14 protein-coding genes are annotated in these 18,582 nt (G+C 73.6%); 11 read left to right on the top strand and 3 right to left on the bottom strand.

From position 1 onward, the window contains the following. Positions 1 to 123: 123 nt before the first annotated feature. The 7 genes from ABZ842_RS08025 (at position 124) to ABZ842_RS07995 (ending at position 11,489) form a co-directional block, all read left to right on the top strand. Complete coding sequence (locus ABZ842_RS08025) at positions 124 to 2,556, top strand: MFS transporter (RefSeq protein WP_361533558.1); 2,433 nt, start codon at positions 124 to 126, stop codon at positions 2,554 to 2,556. Positions 2,557 to 2,736: 180 nt separating this feature from the next. After that, complete coding sequence (locus tag ABZ842_RS08020; protein ID WP_361533555.1) at positions 2,737 to 5,325, top strand: SpoIIE family protein phosphatase; 2,589 nt, start codon at positions 2,737 to 2,739, stop codon at positions 5,323 to 5,325. Positions 5,326 to 5,486: 161 nt separating this feature from the next. Then, entirely contained in the window at positions 5,487 to 6,233 is a 747-nt protein-coding gene (locus tag ABZ842_RS08015) for a class I SAM-dependent methyltransferase (protein ID WP_361533552.1), read from the top strand. A 61-nt stretch (positions 6,234 to 6,294) separates the two neighbouring features. Continuing rightward, positions 6,295 to 7,128, top strand: coding sequence for a M55 family metallopeptidase (locus ABZ842_RS08010; protein WP_361533549.1), 834 nt, complete (start codon positions 6,295 to 6,297; stop codon positions 7,126 to 7,128). Beyond that, the gene (locus ABZ842_RS08005; RefSeq protein ID WP_361533546.1) at positions 7,121 to 8,485 is read left to right on the top strand and encodes a M20/M25/M40 family metallo-hydrolase; all 1,365 of its coding nucleotides are present in this window, start codon (positions 7,121 to 7,123) and stop codon (positions 8,483 to 8,485) included. The genes ABZ842_RS08010 and ABZ842_RS08005 overlap by 8 nt, the downstream gene beginning before the upstream one ends. A gap of 11 nt (positions 8,486 to 8,496) precedes the next feature. Further along, complete coding sequence (locus ABZ842_RS08000; RefSeq protein WP_361533543.1) at positions 8,497 to 10,509, top strand: prolyl oligopeptidase family serine peptidase; 2,013 nt, start codon at positions 8,497 to 8,499, stop codon at positions 10,507 to 10,509. Continuing rightward, positions 10,506 to 11,489: an LD-carboxypeptidase gene (locus ABZ842_RS07995; protein WP_361533540.1), complete on the top strand. Its 984-nt coding sequence runs from the start codon at positions 10,506 to 10,508 to the stop codon at positions 11,487 to 11,489. The genes ABZ842_RS08000 and ABZ842_RS07995 overlap by 4 nt, the downstream gene beginning before the upstream one ends. A gap of 248 nt (positions 11,490 to 11,737) precedes the next feature. On the opposite strand, the gene ABZ842_RS07990 is transcribed toward ABZ842_RS07995, so the two are convergent. Both ABZ842_RS07990 and ABZ842_RS07985 read right to left on the bottom strand, forming a co-directional pair. Continuing rightward, positions 11,738 to 12,805 carry an adenosine deaminase gene (locus ABZ842_RS07990; protein WP_361533537.1) on the bottom strand — a complete coding sequence of 356 codons (1,068 nt, stop codon included), beginning with the start codon at positions 12,803 to 12,805 and terminating at the stop codon, positions 11,738 to 11,740. Between the two features lie 23 nt (positions 12,806 to 12,828). After that, positions 12,829 to 13,575 carry a GntR family transcriptional regulator gene (locus tag ABZ842_RS07985; protein ID WP_361533534.1) on the bottom strand — a complete coding sequence of 249 codons (747 nt, stop codon included), beginning with the start codon at positions 13,573 to 13,575 and terminating at the stop codon, positions 12,829 to 12,831. 171 nt (positions 13,576 to 13,746) lie between these two features. Between ABZ842_RS07985 and ABZ842_RS07980 the strand changes: the two genes are divergently transcribed. From ABZ842_RS07980 to ABZ842_RS07965, 4 genes are all read left to right on the top strand, one after another. After that, positions 13,747 to 13,998 carry a lipopolysaccharide assembly protein LapA domain-containing protein gene (locus ABZ842_RS07980; RefSeq protein WP_361533531.1) on the top strand — a complete coding sequence of 84 codons (252 nt, stop codon included), beginning with the start codon at positions 13,747 to 13,749 and terminating at the stop codon, positions 13,996 to 13,998. Positions 13,999 to 14,077: 79 nt separating this feature from the next. Further along, positions 14,078 to 14,650, top strand: coding sequence for a GNAT family protein (locus tag ABZ842_RS07975; RefSeq protein ID WP_361533528.1), 573 nt, complete (start codon positions 14,078 to 14,080; stop codon positions 14,648 to 14,650). Between the two features lie 31 nt (positions 14,651 to 14,681). Next, entirely contained in the window at positions 14,682 to 15,581 is a 900-nt protein-coding gene (locus ABZ842_RS07970; protein WP_361533525.1) for an arginase family protein, read from the top strand. A 132-nt stretch (positions 15,582 to 15,713) separates the two neighbouring features. Beyond that, the gene (locus ABZ842_RS07965) at positions 15,714 to 17,684 is read left to right on the top strand and encodes a DUF5107 domain-containing protein (RefSeq protein WP_361533522.1); all 1,971 of its coding nucleotides are present in this window, start codon (positions 15,714 to 15,716) and stop codon (positions 17,682 to 17,684) included. Between the two features lie 43 nt (positions 17,685 to 17,727). Here ABZ842_RS07965 and ABZ842_RS07960 read toward each other — a convergent pair whose 3' ends face one another. Next, the gene (locus tag ABZ842_RS07960) at positions 17,728 to 18,081 is read right to left on the bottom strand and encodes a VOC family protein (protein WP_361533519.1); all 354 of its coding nucleotides are present in this window, start codon (positions 18,079 to 18,081) and stop codon (positions 17,728 to 17,730) included. Positions 18,082 to 18,582 lie beyond the last annotated feature (501 nt).

Here is an 18,582-nt window from a genome sequence, read left to right as displayed (position 1 = left end):
CGCCCCGCCCCCGTCCCCGGCCGTCACGGCAGGTTGCTGCTCCTTCACGGTGAATGTGAAGAATGACGCCCGCGCAAGGGCCGCGCGAGGGAATCGACGGGGTTGACGAAGGGGAGCGGACACGTGGGCGGCATCACTTTGGTGAAGGACGAGCAGGCCGCACCGCCGGACCGCGGCGGCCCCCGCTCGCCCGGGCCCCCGCCCCCGCCGGATCAGGAGCTGAGCCCCCGCCGGGTCCGCCTGGTCTTCCTCGCCCTGATGCTCGCGCTGCTGCTGGCCGCGCTGGAGCAGATGATCGTCGCCACCGCCCTGCCGAAGATCGTCGGCGAGCTCCAGGGCCTGGACCGGATGTCCTGGGCGATCACCGCGTACCTCCTCACCTCCACCATCGGCCTGCCGATCTACGGCAAGCTCGGCGACCTCCTCGGCCGCAAGGGCGTCTTCCAGTTCGCCATCGTCGTCTTCGTCATCGGCTCCGCCCTCGCCGGTTGGTCGCGCACCATGGACCAGCTCATCGCCTTCCGCGCCCTCCAGGGCGTGGGCGCCGGCGGCCTGATGATCGGGGTCCAGGCGATCATCGCGGACATCGTCCCCGCCCGCGACCGCGGACGCTTCATGGGGCTGATCGGCGCCGCCTTCGGCCTCGCTTCCGTGGCGGGGCCGCTGCTCGGCGGCTTCTTCACCGACCACGTCTCCTGGCGCTGGTGCTTCTACTTCAACGTGCCGTTCGGCCTGGTCACCCTGCTCGTGGTCAGCCTGGTCCTCAAGCTCCCCAAGCCCACCGCCCGGGCCCGCCTCGACGTCCTCGGCGTGCTGCTGCTCGCCGCCTCCTCCACCTGTCTGGTGCTGCTGACCAGTTGGGGCGGGACCGAGTACGCCTGGGGCTCCGGCACCATCTTGGGGCTCGCCGCCGGCGCCGCGGTCACGGCCCTGCTCTTCCTCGTCGTCGAGGCCCACGCCGCCGAACCCCTCATTCCGCTACGGCTCTTCCGTGACTCCGTCTTCAACGTCTCCGGACTCATCGGGGCCGTCGTCGGCGTCGCCCTGTTCGGCGCGGCCAGCTATCTGCCCACCTTCCTCCAGATGGTCGACGGCGCCAGCGCCACCGAGTCCGGGCTCCTGATGCTGCCGATGATGGCCGGCGTCGTCATCGCCTCCGTCGTCTCCGGCCAACTCATCAGCCGCACCGGCCGCTACCGCATCTACCCCATCCTCGGCGGCCTGCTCTCGGCGATCGGCATGTGGCTGCTGTCCCGCATGGAGACGGACACGTCCCGGTTGGAGTACAGCACCTGGCAGGCCGTCCTCGGCGTCGGCATCGGACTGGTGCTGCCCGTGCTGATCCTCGCCGTCCAGAACTCCGTGCCCCCCGCCGACCTCGGCACCGCCACCAGCGCCAACAACTACTTCCGACAGATCGGCGGTAGCGTCGGCGCGGCCGTCTTCGGCACCCTCTTCGCCCAGCGGCTCGCCGACGCGCTCGCCGACCGGCTGCCCGAAGGCGCCGGGCTCCCCGGGGGCCTGGACCCGGAGTCCATCACCCCGCAGATCGTCCACACGCTCCCGCCCGACGTCCGCGACGCCTACGTGCACGCGTACGCCGACGCCATGCCGAGGATCTTCCTCTTCCTCGTGCCCGTGCTCCTGCTCGGCCTCTTCCTCGCCTTCCTTCTCAAGGAGAAACCACTGGTGTCCCAGAACGTCCCGACCGCCGAGGCCATCGACACCTCCGCGTACGCCGGCGGAGCCGCGCCGGCCGGCTCCGTGCCACCGGCCCGCAGCGCGCCCGCGCCCGTCTTCGGCGTCCCGGTCTGCGGCGCGGTGCTCCACCACGACGGCACGACCGTGCCCCGCGCCGCACTCACCCTCATCGACGTCCGCGGGCAGCAGATCGGCCGCGGCGCCAGCGGCGAGGACGGTCGGTACGCGCTGAGCGTGCCGGGGCCGGGCGCGTACGTGATGATCGCGGCGGCCGGCGGCCACCAACCCCAGGCCGTCGCCGTCACCGTGGGGGAGCGCCCCGTCGAACTCGACGTCGTCCTCGGCGGCGCCGGCCGGCTCGCGGGCTCGGTGCTCACCGCCGACGGCCTGCCGGTGCGCGACGCCACCGTCACCCTCACCGACGTGCGCGGCGACGTGGTCGCCACCGCGCGCAGCGGACGCGAGGGCGGCTACGTGATGACCGAACTCGTCGCGGGGGAGTACACCCTGGCCGCGAGCGCCCCCGCCTTCAGGCCCGCCGCCCTGCCGGTGAGCGTGCAGGCGTCCCGGGAGACCCGGCAGGACATCGAACTCGCCGGCGGCGCGGTGCTGCGCGGCACCGTGCGCGCCGGGGGCGGCCGGGCCGTGGAGGACGCCCGTGTCACCCTCCTGGACGCCGCGGGCAACGTGGTCGACACCCTCACCACCGGGGCCGACGGCACGTTCCGTTTCGTCGACCTGTCGTCGGGCGAGTACACCGTCATCGCGGCCGGCTACCCGCCCGTCGCGACCGTCCTCCAGGTCGCCGGCGGCGGTCGGACCGAACGCGACCTCCTGCTGGGACACGAGGACTGACCACCGCAACCGACCCCCTCCACCGTGACGACGGGGCGCGCACGCCGCCCACGGGCGGAATCACCACCCGATTTGCGCCGGCGCACGACCTATTCGGCTGTTGCGCCACACACGGAGTGCCGCGCCCCGTACGGTGGTGACAGCCGCGCAGCCCCGCGGCGGGGAAGGAGCCCTCCACCCATGGACAGTGGCGTTCCGCCGAGAGCGCCGCGGCAGTTCGCCGCGGCCGGCCGGATTCCGCTTGCCGTGATCGTCGTGGACGGCGACGGCCTGGTCTCGCACTGGTCGACCGGCGCCCGGCGGCTGTTCGGTACCGCCCGGGAGGAGGCGGTGGGACGCAGCGCGACGGACCTGCTCCCGGTCCCCGGCCCGCCCGCCGTCTCCGCACCCGTCGGCGTCGATCCCGACGACAACGCCGACGACAACGCCGACGACAACGCCGACGCCGACGACAACGCCGCCGCCGACTTCGGCGACGGGGCGGACCTCGGCCTCGGTGGCGACGCCGACGAACTCGCGGCCCGCGACCACGAAGCCCACGAGCGCGACGGCATCGGACCCGGCCTCGGGCCCGCGCTCCGGGGCCGCAGCGCCTACCCCACGGCGGGCCGCGCCCGCGTCCCCGCCCCCGGCCGGACCCGGGCCGACGTCCTGTGGTGGGCCTACCCCCTTGCCGGCACCGGCCGCGCACGACTGCTGGTCCTCGCCGCCGACGCGGCCCAACTCACCGTCGCGGACGAGGAGGGCGCGCATCCCGAAGAGGACTTCGACCTCGCCGCCGGGGACGGCGCCCGCGTCACCCCCGCGTTCGGACTCCCCGACGACTTCCCCGACGTCGACGAACTCGTCCGCCGCCTCCCCGAGATCCTGCCGAGCACGAGCGTCCAGGAGGCGACCCGGATCGTCGACCAGGTCATCGAACTCGGCTATCCCGTCCTGGAACTCAGCCACCGGGAACGGGTGCCCGTCACCGCCGACTGGGGCGTCGCGCGGTACGCCGAGCGCCGGGCCCGTCGGCGCGCCGCCCAAGAAGCCGTGGCCGCCGGCCAGCCCGTGGACCGCGCCGGCCTCGATGACGACCTCGAATACGCCGCCGTACGCGAACGGCTGGAGTTCCTCAACGAAGTCAGCGGCTGCATCGGCTCGTCCCTGGACCTCGCCCGCACCATCGAGGAGGTCAGCGCGGCCGTCGTGCCGCGCTTCACCGACGTGGCCGGCACCTATCTGCGCGAACAGGTCGTCGCCGGCGAGGGGTTCCCGGACGGCCCGCCCGACGCCACCACCCTGTGGCACCGGGTCGCCGTGGAGCACGTCGACGAGCCGGGCCGCTGGGACGACGTGGTGCCGGTCGGCGAGTCCATGCCGTTCCCCGAACACACCCCGTTCTTCCAGTGCATGACCAGCGGTTCGCCCGTGCTGGTGCCCCGCATCAGCGAGGAGATGGGCACCGCCATCGCCTCGCAGTTCGAAAAGCGCGACATCCGACCGCTGATCAACGGCCGGTCGATGCTGGTGGTCCCGCTCAAGGCGCGCAACGTGGTGCTCGGCTTCATGATCCTGCTGCGCCACCCCGAAAGACCGGTCTTCAACGACATGGACCGGGTCACCGGCGCCGAACTCGCCGCCCGCGCAGGCCTCGTACTCGACAACGCCCGGATGTACACCCACCAGGAGAACGTCGCCGAGACCCTCCAGGACTCGATGCTTCCGCAGGTCACACCGGAGATGGCCGGCTGCGACACCGCCACCCGCTACCTCCCCGGCACCCGGCTCGGCCGCGTCGGCGGCGACTGGTTCGACACCGTGAAGCTGCCCGGCTCCCGGGTCGCGCTCGTCGTCGGCGACGTGATGGGCCACGGACTGAACTCGGCCGCGATGATGGGCCAGCTCCGCACCGCCGTGCAGACCATGGCCGCCCTCGACCTGCCGCCCGCCCAACTGCTGCGCAACCTCGACGACCTCGCCCAGCGCCTCGGCGAGAAGTACCTGGCGACCTGTCTGTACGCCGTGTACGACCCGATCGGCCACGACCTGGTCATCGCCAACGCCGGCCACGTGCCGCCCGTCCTGGTCCGGGCCGCCGACGGCCGCAGCGAACTCCTCGACCTGCCGACGGGCGCACCCATCGGCGTCGGCGGAGTGCCCTTCGAGAGCCGACGGGTGCGGGTGGCGCCCGGCGACCGGCTCGTGATGTGCACCGACGGGCTGGTGGAGGTGCGCGGTGAGGACATCGGCGTCGGCCTCGCCGCGCTGTGCGAGTCCGCCGCGCACCCCGCCGCGTCCATGGACGCCGCCTGCGACACCATCATCCGCGCGCTGAACACCCGCGGCGGACGCAAGGACGACGTGGCCCTGCTGATGGCCCGGCTCAACGGCATCCCGGCCGAGTCCGTCGCCACCTGGGAGCTGTCCCTGGAGCCGCGCGAGGCGGCCCGGGCCCGCCGTCTGGTGCGCGGACAGCTGCGGCACTGGGGCGAGCACGCCGTCGGCGACACCGTGGAGCTGCTCGTCGGAGAGGTCGTCGCCAACGCCGTGCGGCACGCGGCCGGCCGCCGCGCCGAGCTGCGACTGGTCCGTGCCAAAACGTTGCTCTGCGAGGTCTTCGACGAGGACCAGACCCTCCCCACCCTGTTGGACGCGGGCCCCGACGACGAATTCGGCCGGGGCCTGCGGGTGGTCAGCTCGCTGGCCCGGGAGTGGGGCACCAGCCGCACCGGCGACGGCAAGACCGTCTGGTTCGAGGTCGGTCTGAAGCCCGGCCGGCGCTAACGCGTCCGACCGAGTCCGGTGGCCGGCACCGGTGCTGCCGTCGCCGGCAAGGGGGCCGTGTCCGGCGAATTCGTACGAAGGTGCCGTCTGTGCACTTGCCGTGACAACCCCAGCGCGATACACCGATCTTGACGTCACGACTTTGACCTGGGGAGCTGTTGATGACCGTCACGAGCCGGTACAAGGACGCCTGGGAAGGGTTCTGGAGCGAGGTCAGCGGCGACGAGCCGGGCGAGGTGATCTGGGACGCCGACCCCGCCCTCACCGCGGGGCTGCACCTGGCGCTGTACGAACCGCTCGTGGACGCCCCCGGCCTGCCCCTCCTCGACCTCGGCTGCGGCAACGGCACCCAGACGCGCTACCTCGCCGACCGCTTCCCGCGGGTGATCGGCCTCGATCTGTCGGCCGCCGCGATCGACCTGGCCAGAGCCGCCGTCGCCGCCGAAGCCGAGCCGCCCTCCGGCGAGATCTCCTTCCGCCGTGTCGACGTCGTCGACAAGGACGCGATCGCCGAACTCCACGAGGAGCTCGGCGACTGCAACGTCTACATGCGGGGCGTGCTCCACCAGGCCGACACCAAGGACCGCCGCCCGCTCGTCGAGACGATCGCCGTCCTCATCGGCGCCCGGGGCCGCGCCTTCGTCTTCGAACTGGCCGAGGCCGCCGGCGCGCGCTTGGCCCACCTGGCCCAGGAGCCCTCCGGCCCGCCGCCCAAGCTCCAGCCCGTCTTCAAGCACGGCATCGTGCCGGGCGCCGTCTCCGACTCCGACGCCGTCGACCTCTTCGAGGCCGCGGGCCTCACCGTCCTCGCCGGCGGCGACCTGCCGCTGACGACGACCGAGTACGAGAAGGACGGCTCGCGCATAGAGCTGCCCTCGAAGTGGTCGGTCGTCGGCCGTACGGGCTGACCGCCCACCGCACCCCCCTCCGCACCGGCCGCCCCTTGACCCGGTGCGGTTAGATTGAGCCATGAAGATCCTCATCAGCGCCGACATGGAAGGCGCCACGGGAGTCACCTGGCCGGCGGACGTGCTGCCGGGCACCCCCCAGTGGGAGCGGTGCCGGTCGATGTTCACCTCCGACGTGAACGCCGCGGCCCTCGGGTTCTTCGACGGCGGCGCGGACGAGGTGCTGGTCAACGAGGCGCACTGGACGCAGCGCAACCTGCTGCTGGAACGGCTCGACGAGCGGGTCCAGATGCTCACCGGGCGGCACAAGGCCCTGGCGATGGTGGAGGGCGTCCAACACGGTGACGTCGACGGGATCGCCTTCGTCGGCTACCACACGGGCGCGGGCACCGAGGGCGTCCTCGCCCACACCTACCTCGCGAACTCCATCACCGGGGTGTGGCTGAACGGCGACCGGGCGAGCGAGGGCTGGCTGAACGCGCACGTCGTCGCCGAGTACGGCGTCCCCGTCGTCCTCGTCACCGGCGACGACCTGACCTGCGTGGACGCCGACGGCTACGCGCCCGCCGCCCGCAAGGTCGCGGTGAAGGACCACGTGTCCCGCTACGCGGCGGTGTGCCGCACCCCCACCCGTACCGCGGCCGACATCAGGGCGGCGGCGAAGGAGGCGACCGCGCTGGCCGTCCGGCACGAGCCGGCCGCCGCCGGCCCGTTCACCGTGGAGTTGGAGTTCGACGCGGAGCACCTGGCCGGCTCGGCCACGGTGGTGCCCGGCGTGCAGCCGAGCGGGGAACGCAAGGTCGCGTACACCAGCGACACCATGTACGAGGCGATCCGCGCCTTCAAGGCGGTCACGACCGTCGTCTCGGCGGCGATGGAGGAACAGTATGGCTGAGTCGACGATCCCCACGGGCGTCCCGGCGGACACCGGGTCACCGATCGACGCGCAGGCGCGGGACGAGGTGGTCGCCTTCACCTCCGACCTGATCCGCATCGACACCACCAACCGCGGCGGCGGCGACTGCCGCGAGCGGCCGGCGGCCGAGTACGCGGCCGAGCGGCTGGCCGCCGCCGGCCTGGAGCCCACCCTGCTGGAGCGCACCCCCGGCCGCACCAACGTCGTCGCCCGCATCCCCGGCACCGACCCGACCGCCGACGCACTCCTCGTCCACGGACACCTGGACGTCGTCCCGGCCGAAGCCGCCGACTGGAGCGTGCACCCCTTCTCCGGCGAGGTGCGCGACGGGGTCGTGTGGGGCCGGGGCGCCGTCGACATGAAGAACATGGACGCGATGGTCCTCGCCGTCGTCGGGGCCTGGGCGCGCGCCGGCGTCCGCCCGCGCCGGGACGTCGTCGTCGCCTTCACCGCCGACGAGGAGGCCAGCGCCGAGGACGGCTCCGGCTTCCTCGCCGACCACCACCCCGAGCTCTTCGAAGGCTGCACGGAGGGCATCAGCGAGTCCGGGGCGTACAGCTTCCACGCCGGGCCGGGGATGACGCTCTACCCGATCGCCGCCGGCGAGCGCGGCACCGCCTGGCTGAAACTCACCGCTCACGGCACCGCCGGGCACGGCTCCAAGGTCAACCGTGCCAACGCGGTCAGCCGGCTCGCCGCGGCCGTCGCCCGGATCGGCGAGCACGAGTGGCCGCTGCGGCTCACCCCGACGGTGCGCGCCGCGCTCGCCGAACTGGGCCGGCTGCACGGGATCGACGCCGACCCGTACGCCGAGGACTTCGACGCCGACGGGCTGATCGCCAAGCTCGGCCGCGCCGCCGAACTGGTGGAGCCCACCGTCCGCAACAGCGCCAACCCGACGATGCTGGACGCCGGGTACAAGGTGAACGTGATCCCGGGGCACGCCACGGCCTTCGTCGACGGCCGGATGCTGCCGGGCGGCGAGGACGAGTTCCACGCCACGATGGACCGGCTCACCGGGCCCGACGTGGAATGGGAGTTCCACCACCGGGAAGTGCCGCTCCAGGCGCCGGTCGACTCGCCGACCTTCGCCAAGCTGCGGGCCGCTGTCGAACGCTTCGACCCGACCGGCCACGTCGTGCCGTACTGCATGGCCGGCGGCACGGACGCCAAGCAGTTCTCCCGCCTCGGCATCACCGGCTACGGCTTCTCGCCGCTGAAGCTGCCCGAGGGCTACGACTACTCGGCCATGTTCCACGGCGTCGACGAGCGGGTGCCCGTGGAGGCCCTGCACTTCGGCGTCGACGTCCTGGACCACTACCTGCGGTCGGCCTGAAGGAGCCCGGCATGACGACCACCACGGACACGGTCACGGCGGCGTACGGCACCTGGCCGTCCCCGATCGGCGCGGACCTCGCCGCGCTGCACGACGGACGCCCCGAATTCCTCGGCACGGTCGGCGAAGAGGTCTGGTGGACCGCGCCGCGCCCCGCCGAAGCGGGCCGACGCACCCTGGTGCGCCGGCGCCCGGACGGCCGCGAGGAGTCCGCCCTGCCCGCGCCGTGGAACGTCCGCAGCCGGGTCGTCGAGTACGGCGGCCACCCCTGGGCCGGGATGGTGCGCCCCGACGGCACCGCGCTCGTCGTCTTCGTGCACTTCCCCGACCAGCGCCTGTACGCGTACGAGCCCGATCGGCCCGACGCCCCGCCGCGCCCCCTGACCCCGCTCTCCACCGTGGGGGAGGGGCTGCGGTGGGCCGATCCGCAGCTTCGGGCGGAGCACGGCGAGGTGTGGTGCGTACTGGAGGAGTTCACCGGCGAAGCGCCCACCGACGTGCGCCGGGTGGTCGCCGCCGTGCCGCTCGACGGCTCGGCCGCCGACGACCGTGCCGCCGTACGGGAACTGACCGACGACCGGCACCGCTTCACCACCGGACTGCGGCTCTCCCCGGACGGGCGGCACGCCGCCCGGATCGTCTGGGACCACCCGCGGATGCCCTGGGACGGCACCGAGGTGCTCCTCGGCGACGTCACGGACGACGGCCGGATCGTCGACGTGCGGACGGTGGCCGGCGGGTCGGACGAGTCGGTCTGCCAGGTCGACTGGGCGCCGGACGGCTCGCTGCTGTACGTCAGCGACGCCGCCGGCTGGTGGCAGCCGTACCGCCGGCGGCCGGCGGCTAACGCCGAGGGCACCGCGCTCTGCCCGGGGCGCAACGAGGAGTTCGGCGGCCCGCTGTGGAAGGTGGGCCAGCGGTGGCTGTGCCCGCTGGACGACGGGCTGATCGCGGTCGTCCACGGCCGCGGCACCACCGCGCTCGGCGTGCTCGACCCCGAGCGCGGCGAACTCGTCGACGCCGTCGGACCGTGGACCGAGTGGACGTCGGACCTGGTCCCCCTGGGGGAGCGGGTCGTGGGGGTGGCCGCCGGACCGAGCGGCGGCTACGAGGTCGTCGAACTGGACACCCGCACCGGTCACACCCGGGTCGTGGGCGCCGCGCACCGGGATCCGGTCGACCCCGCGTACTATCCGCGACCCTCGGTGCGCACCTTCACCGGGCCCGACGGCCGGGAGATCCACGCCCAGGTGTACCCGCCCCACCACCCCGGGCGCACCGGTCCCGACGACGAGCTGCCGCCCCTCGTGATCTGGGCGCACGGCGGCCCCACCGGACGGTTCCCGCTGGCGCTGGACCTGGAGGTGGCCTACTTCACCTCGCGCGGCATCGGGGTGGCCGAGGTCAACTACGGCGGCTCCACCGGCTACGGGCGGGAGTACCGCAACCGGCTGCGCGGGCAGTGGGGCGTGGTGGACGTGGCGGACTGCGCGGCGGTGGCCCGGGCGCTCGCCGAGGAGGGCGCGGCCGACCCCGACCGCATCGCGGTGCGCGGCGGCAGCGCCGGCGGCTGGACCGCGGCGGCCTCGCTGACCAGGCCCGACGTCTATCCGTACGCATGCGGCACCATCATCTATCCGGTGCTCGACCTCATGGGGTGGGCCACCGGCGAGACGCACGACTTCGAGTCCCGCTATCTGCACTCGCTGATCGGACCGCTCGACGAGGTCCCCGACCGCTACCGCGAACGCACGCCGCTGCACCACGTGGAGCGCATGGTGGCGCCCTTCCTGCTGCTCCAGGGGCTGGACGACGCGATCTGCCCGCCGGTGCAGAGCGAACGGCTGCGGGCGCTGGCCACGGAGCGCGGCATTCCGCACGCGTACCTGACCTTCGAGGGCGAGGGGCACGGCTTCCGGAAGGCGGAGACGATGGTGCGCGCGCTGGAGGCGGAGTTGGCGTTGTACGCGGGGGCGTTCGGGATCGAGCGCACGGACGTGCCGGCGCTGGAGCTGGAGTCGTGACGGACGTGGTGGGGGTGCGGGAGCCGGCCCCGGCCCCGGTTCCTGCCGCTGTTGCTCCGCTCGTGCGGGCGCGGCGGCTGCGGGTCGGTGACCGGGTCGCGGTCGTCGCCCCCAGCGGGCCCGTCGCCGCGGACGCCCTCGACCGCGGCCTGCACCTGATGCGCGGATGGGGTCTCGACCCCGTCGTCCTGCCGCACGTCCTCGGCGCGCACCCGCGCTTCGGCTACCTCGCCGCGGGGGACGAGGAGCGTGCGCGCGACCTGACGGCGGCGTGGTGCGATCCGTCGTACGCGGCCGTGTTCTGCGCCCGCGGCGGCTACGGCGCGCAGCGCATGGTCGACCTGGTCGACTGGGCCGCGATCCGGGCGGCCGGTCCGAAGGTCTTCGTCGGGTACAGCGACGTCACGGCGTTGCACGAGGCTTTCGCCGTACGGGCCGGCTTCTCGACGCTGCACGCGCCGATGCCGGGCACCGCGAACTTCACCACGGACCAGGCGTCGCGGGAGGCGCTGCGGGCGACCCTCTTCGACCCGGAGACCCAACTCGCCCTGGGTGGGCCGACGGCCCGCACGCTGGTGCCGGGCCGGGCTTCGGGCGTCACGCTCGGCGGCTGCGCCAGCCTGCTCGCGGCGGACCTCGGGACCCCGCACGCCCGGCCGTCGGCGCGCGGCGGGCTGCTCCTGCTGGAGGACGTGGAGGAAGAGGACTACCGCCTGGACCGCATCCTCACCCAGCTGCTGCGCAGCGGCTGGCTGGACGGCGTCGCGGGCGTCGTCCTCGGCTCCTGGGCGGGCTGCGGCCCGTACGCCGCCCTGCGCGAGCTCTTCTTGGACCGGCTGGGCGGCTTGGGCGTCCCGGTGGTGGAGGAGTTCGGCTTCGGCCACGGGGAGACGAACGTGACGGTCCCGCTGGGAGTGCGGGCCGACCTGAACGCGACGGCCGCGACCCTAACCCTGGATTCCCCCGCGCTCACCTACTAGGGCGCTGCCCTCCGCGGCCCGTGGTGGGTTGCTCGCGTCCCGAGGACAAACGACGGGCCCAGGCACATGAGGGGCGCGGGGAACTGCGCGAACAGCCCACCACTGCCCGCAGAGGAAAACACACCCGTCAGGGCCACGGCGGGCATGCCAGGGGGCGCGGAACTGCGCGAGCAACCCACCACGGGCCGCAGCGGCAAGCGCACTCCGCAGGGGGAACGGCGCGCGCGCCCACCGCCAGCCGCGCCGCCTCAGGCGCGCAGCGCGGCGTACGCCGGGAGGATCACGCCCTCGATCAGCCGCTGACGCTCCGGCAGTGGCAAGAACGACGCCTTCGCCGCCGCCACCGTCATCTCCTCGAACTCCACCGCCCCGTACCCGAACGCCTCCACCATGTGCCGGAACTCCTCGCTCATGGACGTCCCCGACACCAAGCGGTTGTCCGTGTTCAGGGTGACCCGGAAGCCGAGCCGCCGCAGCAGGTCCAGCGGGTGCGTGGCGTAGTCCTTCGCCGCGCCCGTCTGGAGGTTGGACGTCGGGCAGACCTCCAGCGCGATGCGGTTGTCCCGGACGTACGCCGCCAGCCGCCCCAGCGTCGCGGTGCCGTCGTCGTGGACCGTGATGTCCTCGGTGATCCGCACGCCGTGACCGATCCGCTCCGCGCCGCACACCTGCACCGCTTCGTGGATGGACTCCGCGCCCACCGCCTCACCGGCGTGGATCGTGAAGTGGCAGTTGTGCTGCTTGAGGTGGCGGAAGGCCGGCAGGTGCCGCGCCGGCGGGTTGCCGATCTCGCCGCCCGCGATGTCGAAGCCGGCGACGCCCCGGTCGCGGTGAGCCACGGTCAGCTCCGCTATCTCCAGCGAGCGGTCGGTGTGCCGCATGCCGGTGAGCAGGGCGCGGACCGCGATCCGGCCCCCGGCGCGGCGCTCGCCCTCGCGGAAGCCCGCGTTCACCGCGTCGACGACCTCGTCGAGGCTGAGCCCGCGCTCCTGGTGCTGCTCCGGCGCGTAGCGCACCTCCGCGTACACCACGCCGTCCGCGGCCAGGTCCTCGGCGCACTCGGCCGCGACCCGCTCCAGCGCCTGGCGGGTCTGCATCACCGCGCAGGTGTGGGCGAACGTCTCCAGATAGCGCTCCAGGGACCCGGAGTCCGCGGCGTCCCGGAACCAGACGGCGAGCGCCGCCGGGTCCGTGGTCGGCAGCGCGTCGTATCCGCACTCCCGGGCCAGCTCGATGATCGTGGCGGGGCGCAGACCGCCGTCGAGGTGGTCGTGCAGGACCACCTTGGGTGCGCGGATGATGTCAGACAAGTGCATGCAGTGGGAGTGTACGCGACACATCAGTTCGACTGGAGCACGGGCAGCGCGGGCGACCCGGTCGGCAGCATGTGCTTGGCCGCGAGCACCGGGGTGTCCCCGACCCGTACGACCTGGGTGACCAGCACCGCCGGGGTGTCCGGCGCGCGGCCGAGCTGATCGCCGCGGCGTCGCCCGAGCAGGGTTGCCGTCACCCCGCTGTGCGCGGTGAGGGAGACCTCGCGGGACGCGCCGGCCAGCACCGAGAGCATGGAGCCCTCGGGCGCGCCGGGGGCGCGGAGGGCCGTCGCGAAGGCCGGGTGCGTCCGCGCCAGTACGTCGTCCGGCGCCGCCCACTCCTGGCTGAGCGCCGCCGCGGTGCCCTCCGCCACCAGTGCGGACTCCCAAAACCGCAGCTCGGAGCCGGCCGCGGCGTGCAGGTGCTGGGTGGTGAAGTCGGTCGGCTCCTCCACGTCGCGGGCGAGCGGTCGCACCCGTAGCGCTCCGCCCGTCCCCAACAGCTCCTCCAGCGGCTGGAGGTGCTCGTAGCCGCGCCGGGGCGGAGCGGCGTTCACCGTACGGCCCACCCCCCTGCGCACGGTGAGCAGCCCGTCTTCCTGGAGCAGCAGCAGAGCCTCGCGCAGGGCGGGCCGGCTGACCCCGAACTCCTCCGCGAGCCGCGGCTCGGACGGCAGCGTCGAGCCGGGTGGATAGACGCCCGTGTGGATCGCGTCGGCGATCCGCTCGTACAGGACCACGACGGGTCGGCGCTGCCGTCGGTTGGTCGTCACACTGCCTCCTGGGTCGGGTGCATCAGCGGCTGACAGGGGCCAGCTTGTCAGACAGCGTCGGGGTGCGGTGGGTGGTTCGCTCGGCGAGCCCCCTTTGTGACGGGCCCGCCGCGTCACCCGTACGGCCCCGCCCCCGGGGTCCGCCAGCCCGGCCCGGGCCATCCTGGTGCCATGAGCCCCAAGGAAGCACCGAGGGTGCGCAGAAGCGGGCGGGGGCGCGTCGCCGACTGGTTCACCCCCGCCAGGACGCTGGTCGTGGCGCTGGTGGTGCTCGCGATCGTCTTCATGGTCGAGAACACCGAGCAGGTCCGGATCCGGCTGATCATTCCGCTCGTCACGATGCCGCTCTACCTCGCCCTGCTGCTGATGTTCCTGGTCGGGGCGCTATGCGGCGGACTCTTCTTCCGCCGCCGTTCCGGTTGACGCACCCGCCCGACGTGCCCGCTCGGCGCGCCCGCCGGCTCCGGTTGACGCGCCCGGGCCGCGCGGAGAGGCTGGCGCGATGTCGTACCTCGCCGCCGGCGCCCGCGTCGCCATCCGTCCGTTCACGCTCGACGACGGCGCGGAGTTCTGCGCGGCGGCCCGGGCCAGCACCGCTCTGCACCGCCCGTGGCTCCACCCGCCGCTGGGACCTGAGGAGTACCGGCGGTACGCGACGAAGCTCATCGAAGGCCGCGGCAAGGGCGACAAGGCCGGCTTCCTCGTCTGCGAGCAGCAGCACGGCGGCCGGATCGCCGGCTTCGTCAACATCAACAACATCGTCGGGGGAGCGTTTCGCAGCGGGGCGCTCGGCTACGGCGCGTTCGCGCACGCCGCCGGCCGCGGGCTGCTGGGGGAGGGGCTGGAGCTGGTGATGGACCACGCCTTCGGTCCTGCGATGTCCCTGCACCGACTGGAGGCCAACATCCAGCCCGGCAACGCCGCCTCCGTCGCCCTGGTGAAGCGGGCCGGCTTCCGCCTTGAGGGCTACTCACCCGACTTCCTCCACATCGCCGGGGCGTGGCGCGACCACGAACGGTGGGCGATCACCACCGAACTGCGCGACGCCCTTGGGCCCAGAGCGAACCCCCGTTGAAGGCGCCAGCCCCCGAGGTGAGGATGGGGCCATGCGAGACATCGTGGTGATCGACGCGCCCTCCAACCTCGGGCTGCGGCCCCCCGCCCCCGGCACCGTCCCCGGCTGCTACAAGCTCGCCGGAGCCCTGCGCGAGCAGCGGATCGTGCAGCGGCTGCGCGCCCTGGAAGGCGGGGTCGTCGTGCCGCCGCGCTACGACCGCGGGACGTGGCAGCCGGGCGACGGCGTCTTCAACGCAGCCGCGATCGCCGCGTACACCCCCCGCCTCGCCGACCGGATCGAACAGCACGTGCGCACCGGTGCGTTCCCGCTCGTCCTCGGCGGGGACTGCTCCATCCAACTCGGCGCCTCGCTCGCGCTGCGCCGCCTGGGACGCTACGGCCTGGCCGCCGTCGACGCGTCCGCCGACTTCCGGCACATCGGCAACTCCGGCGCGGACGCCGTCGGCGCGGCCGGCGGCGAAGAGCTGGCCATCGCCACCGGCCGCGGCCAAAAGGACCTCAGCGACCTGGAAGGGCTCGGCCCCTACCTGCGCGACGAGGACGTCCGGCTGATCGGCATCCGCGACGGCGACGAGGACCTGGTCGAGCTCGCCGAGCTGAAGATCCCGGTGCTGACGGTGGGCGAACTGCGCCGCTGGGGCACGGCCGAGACCGTCGCCGGAGTGGTCACCAGCCTGGAGACCGAAGCGCTCGACGGCTTCTGGGTGCACCTGGACGCCGACGCCCTCGACCCGGAGGTGATGCCGGCCGTGGACTCCCCGGATCCGCACGGGCTGCTGCCCGAGGAGGCCGCCACCGTCCTGCGCGCCCTGGTCCGCTCGCCGCGCTGCGTCGGCATGAACGTCACCATCTACGACCCCGACCTCGACCCGGACGCCAGCGCCGCCGCCCTCCTCACCGACCTGGTGGTGGGCGCGTTCACCGAGTGACCCGGCAGGCCGCGCGCGGACGGCAGCCGTTCGTGCGCGGGCCCTGTTCGCCGCGGCCGGGAACCTGTTCCATGGTCACCGGGGCCCGGGGCACCGGGCCCGTGAAGAAGGCGCGAACGAAGCGAGGTTGCCTTGGCCACCACCGTGCGGCGTACCGTACTGACCCTGCCCGCGGCCCCCGTGGGCCCGGCGAATCCGCTGCCCGCGCTCCGACCGCTCGACGAGGTGCACGTCCTCGACGAGCGCGCCAAGCGGGACCTGCCGCGGGACATGGCCCGGCAGATCGGCTACGAACCGCTGCGCACCCTGCTGCCGGTGCGGATACTCGACGGCTACGGCCGCGACCGCACCCCCGCCGACCTCGACGCGATCGTCATCGAGAACGACCGGCTGCGGGCCACCGTGCTGCCCGGACTCGGCGGTCGGATCCACTCGCTGTACCACAAGCCGACCGGCCGCGAACTCCTGTACGTCAACCCGGTGTTCCAGCCCGCGGACTTCGCGCTCAACGGCGCCTGGTTCTCCGGCGGCATCGAGTGGAACGTCGGCGCGACGGGCCACACCACCCTGTCGTGCGCCCCGGTGCACGCGGCCGTGGTGCCCGCGCCCGACGGCGGCGAGATGGTGCGGCTGTGGGAGTGGGAGCGGCTGCGCGACCTACCGTTCCAGGTCGACCTGTGGCTGCCGGCGGACTCCGACTTCCTCCACGTCGGCGTGCGCATCCGCAATCCGCACGAGCGGACCGCGCCCGTGTACTGGTGGTCCAACATCGCCGTCGAGGAACACGAGAGGACCCGGGTCCTCGCCCCCGCCGACGAAGCCTGGTACTTCGGCTACGAGCGCACCCTGCGCCGGGTGCCGGTGCCCGAGTTCCGCGACGTGGACCGGACGTACCCGCCGCGCAGCGAGTTCCCCGGCGACTACTTCTACGAAGTGCCCGCCCCGGCCCGCAAGTGGATCGCCTCCCTCGACGAGGACGGCCGCGGGCTCGTCCAGACCTCCACCGACCTGCTGCGCGGTCGCAAGCTCTTCGTGTGGGGCTCGGGGCGCGGCGGCCGGCGCTGGCAGGAGTGGCTGACGGAGCCGGGCACCGTCGGATACGCGGAGATCCAGGCGGGCCTGGCCCGCACCCAGTTGGAACACGTACGGCTGGAGGCGGGCGAGGAGTTCAGCTGGCTGGAGTCCTACGGTCCGCTGGCCGCCGACGCGGGCACCGTGCACGGCGACAACTGGGCCGCGGCCGTGGCCGAGGTGGAACAGAAGCTCGCCCGTGCGCTGCCCAGGTCGGCGGTGGACGCCGCGTACGACGCCTGGCGGCCCAGCGCCGACGCCGAACCGGTCCGCACCCTGGCCGTCGGCTCCGGCTGGGGCGCGCTCGAAGTGCTGCGCTCCGGCGTGAAGCTCCCCGGCACGCCCTTCGACGAGTCCACCATCGGCGAGGAACAGGCGCCCTGGCGCGAGCTGCTGAGCAGCGGCGCGCTGCCGCAGCCGCGCCGGGTCGCCCCGCCGGGGCCCTCGCTGGTCTCCCCGGCCTGGCGCGACATGCTGGAGACCGCGCCCGCCGACCCGCTCACCGAGTACCACCTCGGCGTCGCCCAGTGGCATGCCGACGACCGGGCCCAGGCCGTCCGCAGCTGGGAGCGCGGCCTCGAACTCGCCCCGTCCCGCTGGCCGCTGCTGCGCTGCCTCGCCGTCGCCGACCAGGAGGGGGGCCACCCGGAGCGGGCGGCGGAGCGCTGGCTGGACGCCTTCGACGACCTGTGCCAGGAGCGCCGCGACGACGGGGAGGGCTGGACCGCGGCGACGGCTGCGCTGGGGCGGGAGGCGATCGAGGCGCTGCTCGCCGTGGGCCGTACCGCGGACGCCCGCTCCGTGTGGGCCCGGCTGCGCCCCCGGGTCCAAGAACGCGGACGCTTCCGCCTGGTCCACGCCCGGCTGTTGGTCGCCGAGGGCCACCGGGAGGAGGCCCGGGCGATCTTCGACGCGGGCTTCGAGGTGGCGGACCTGCGGGAGGGCTCCGAGGCCCTCAACGAGGTGTGGGCCGAGCTGTCGGAGGAGCCGGTCCCGGACGCGTACGAGTACCGGATGCGCCCGGGGCCGTGACCCGCCGTCGGGACCGCTGGCGGTGCGGCGGTCCCGACCCGAGTCAGGAGGCCGTCTTGCGGTCCGCGTACTCGAAGACGGAGCCGTCGGGGTGCACGGCGAGCAGATTGCGTCCCACCGGCGTGGCCAACGGCCCCGCGACCACCTGCGCGCCCACCGCGGACAGCTTCGCGTACGTCTCCTCCACGTCGTTCACCGCGATGGTGGCGGTCACCTTGCGCAGCACCTCCAACTCCGCCGCCGGACCGGACATCAGCAGGAAGCAGCCGACCGCGGCGGCCGACACCCCGCCCCGGTCGAAGCGGTGCGCGGTGCTGCCGGTGAGCCGCTCGTAGAAGGCGGTGGCGGCGTCGAGGTCGTCGACGCAGATGCGCAGGGTGGTTCCGAGGATTTCCATACGGGGGAGGGTAGTTCGCACCGCCGGACGGCGGAAACGGCGTGACGGTGCGGAGGGTCCCGACGCGGTCGGACCTCCCGCCCCCGCCCCCGCCCGCGTTTGCGACCGTTCCGCCACCGCCACCGCCACCGCCACCGCCACCGCCACCGCCACCGCCACCGCCACCGCGACCAACCACCGCCGCAGCCGCGTCCGTACGTTGGCCCGTGCCCGGATTGGTGGGTCGCTCGCGCCCCTGAATGCACTCGCCTCAGCCCGCAGATGGATGACGGGGGCAGCGAGACAGGGGCGCGGGGAACTGCGCGAGAAACCCACCACCTGGCTGCAGAGACCAACGTTCCCGCAGGACTACGGCGGCTTCGTCCAAGGCGCAGGGAAGCGCGCGGGACCTTCCGGACACGCAAGCCCTAGACGAGTAAGTCCGAAGTCTTCGTGCGCATGAAGCGAGGGTCTCGTTGATCTGTTTGTGACGACAGAACTCGAAACCCTCGCGACAGCACT

The organism is Streptomyces sp. NPDC047315, assembly GCF_040643215.1.
Lineage (GTDB): Bacteria > Actinomycetota > Actinomycetes > Streptomycetales > Streptomycetaceae > Streptomyces.
Note: the sequence above shows the minus strand (reverse complement) of the source record. Positions and strands in the feature narration are given on the sequence as shown.

What these genes read in the sequence shown, in the direction of transcription:
- ABZ842_RS08020 (WP_361533555.1), top strand. Translation starts at nt 2,737, where the DNA reads ATGGACAGTGGCGTTCCGCCGAGAGCGCCGCGGCAGTTCGCCGCGGCC.
- ABZ842_RS07960 (WP_361533519.1), bottom strand. Translation starts at nt 18,081, where the DNA reads ATGGAAATCCTCGGAACCACCCTGCGCATCTGCGTCGACGACCTCGAC.
- ABZ842_RS08000 (WP_361533543.1), top strand. Translation starts at nt 8,497, where the DNA reads ATGACGACCACCACGGACACGGTCACGGCGGCGTACGGCACCTGGCCG.
- ABZ842_RS08015 (WP_361533552.1), top strand. Translation starts at nt 5,487, where the DNA reads ATGACCGTCACGAGCCGGTACAAGGACGCCTGGGAAGGGTTCTGGAGC.
- ABZ842_RS07980 (WP_361533531.1), top strand. Translation starts at nt 13,747, where the DNA reads ATGAGCCCCAAGGAAGCACCGAGGGTGCGCAGAAGCGGGCGGGGGCGC.
- ABZ842_RS08005 (WP_361533546.1), top strand. Translation starts at nt 7,121, where the DNA reads ATGGCTGAGTCGACGATCCCCACGGGCGTCCCGGCGGACACCGGGTCA.
- ABZ842_RS07990 (WP_361533537.1), bottom strand. Translation starts at nt 12,805, where the DNA reads ATGCACTTGTCTGACATCATCCGCGCACCCAAGGTGGTCCTGCACGAC.
- ABZ842_RS07975 (WP_361533528.1), top strand. Translation starts at nt 14,078, where the DNA reads ATGTCGTACCTCGCCGCCGGCGCCCGCGTCGCCATCCGTCCGTTCACG.
- ABZ842_RS07970 (WP_361533525.1), top strand. Translation starts at nt 14,682, where the DNA reads ATGCGAGACATCGTGGTGATCGACGCGCCCTCCAACCTCGGGCTGCGG.
- ABZ842_RS08010 (WP_361533549.1), top strand. Translation starts at nt 6,295, where the DNA reads ATGAAGATCCTCATCAGCGCCGACATGGAAGGCGCCACGGGAGTCACC.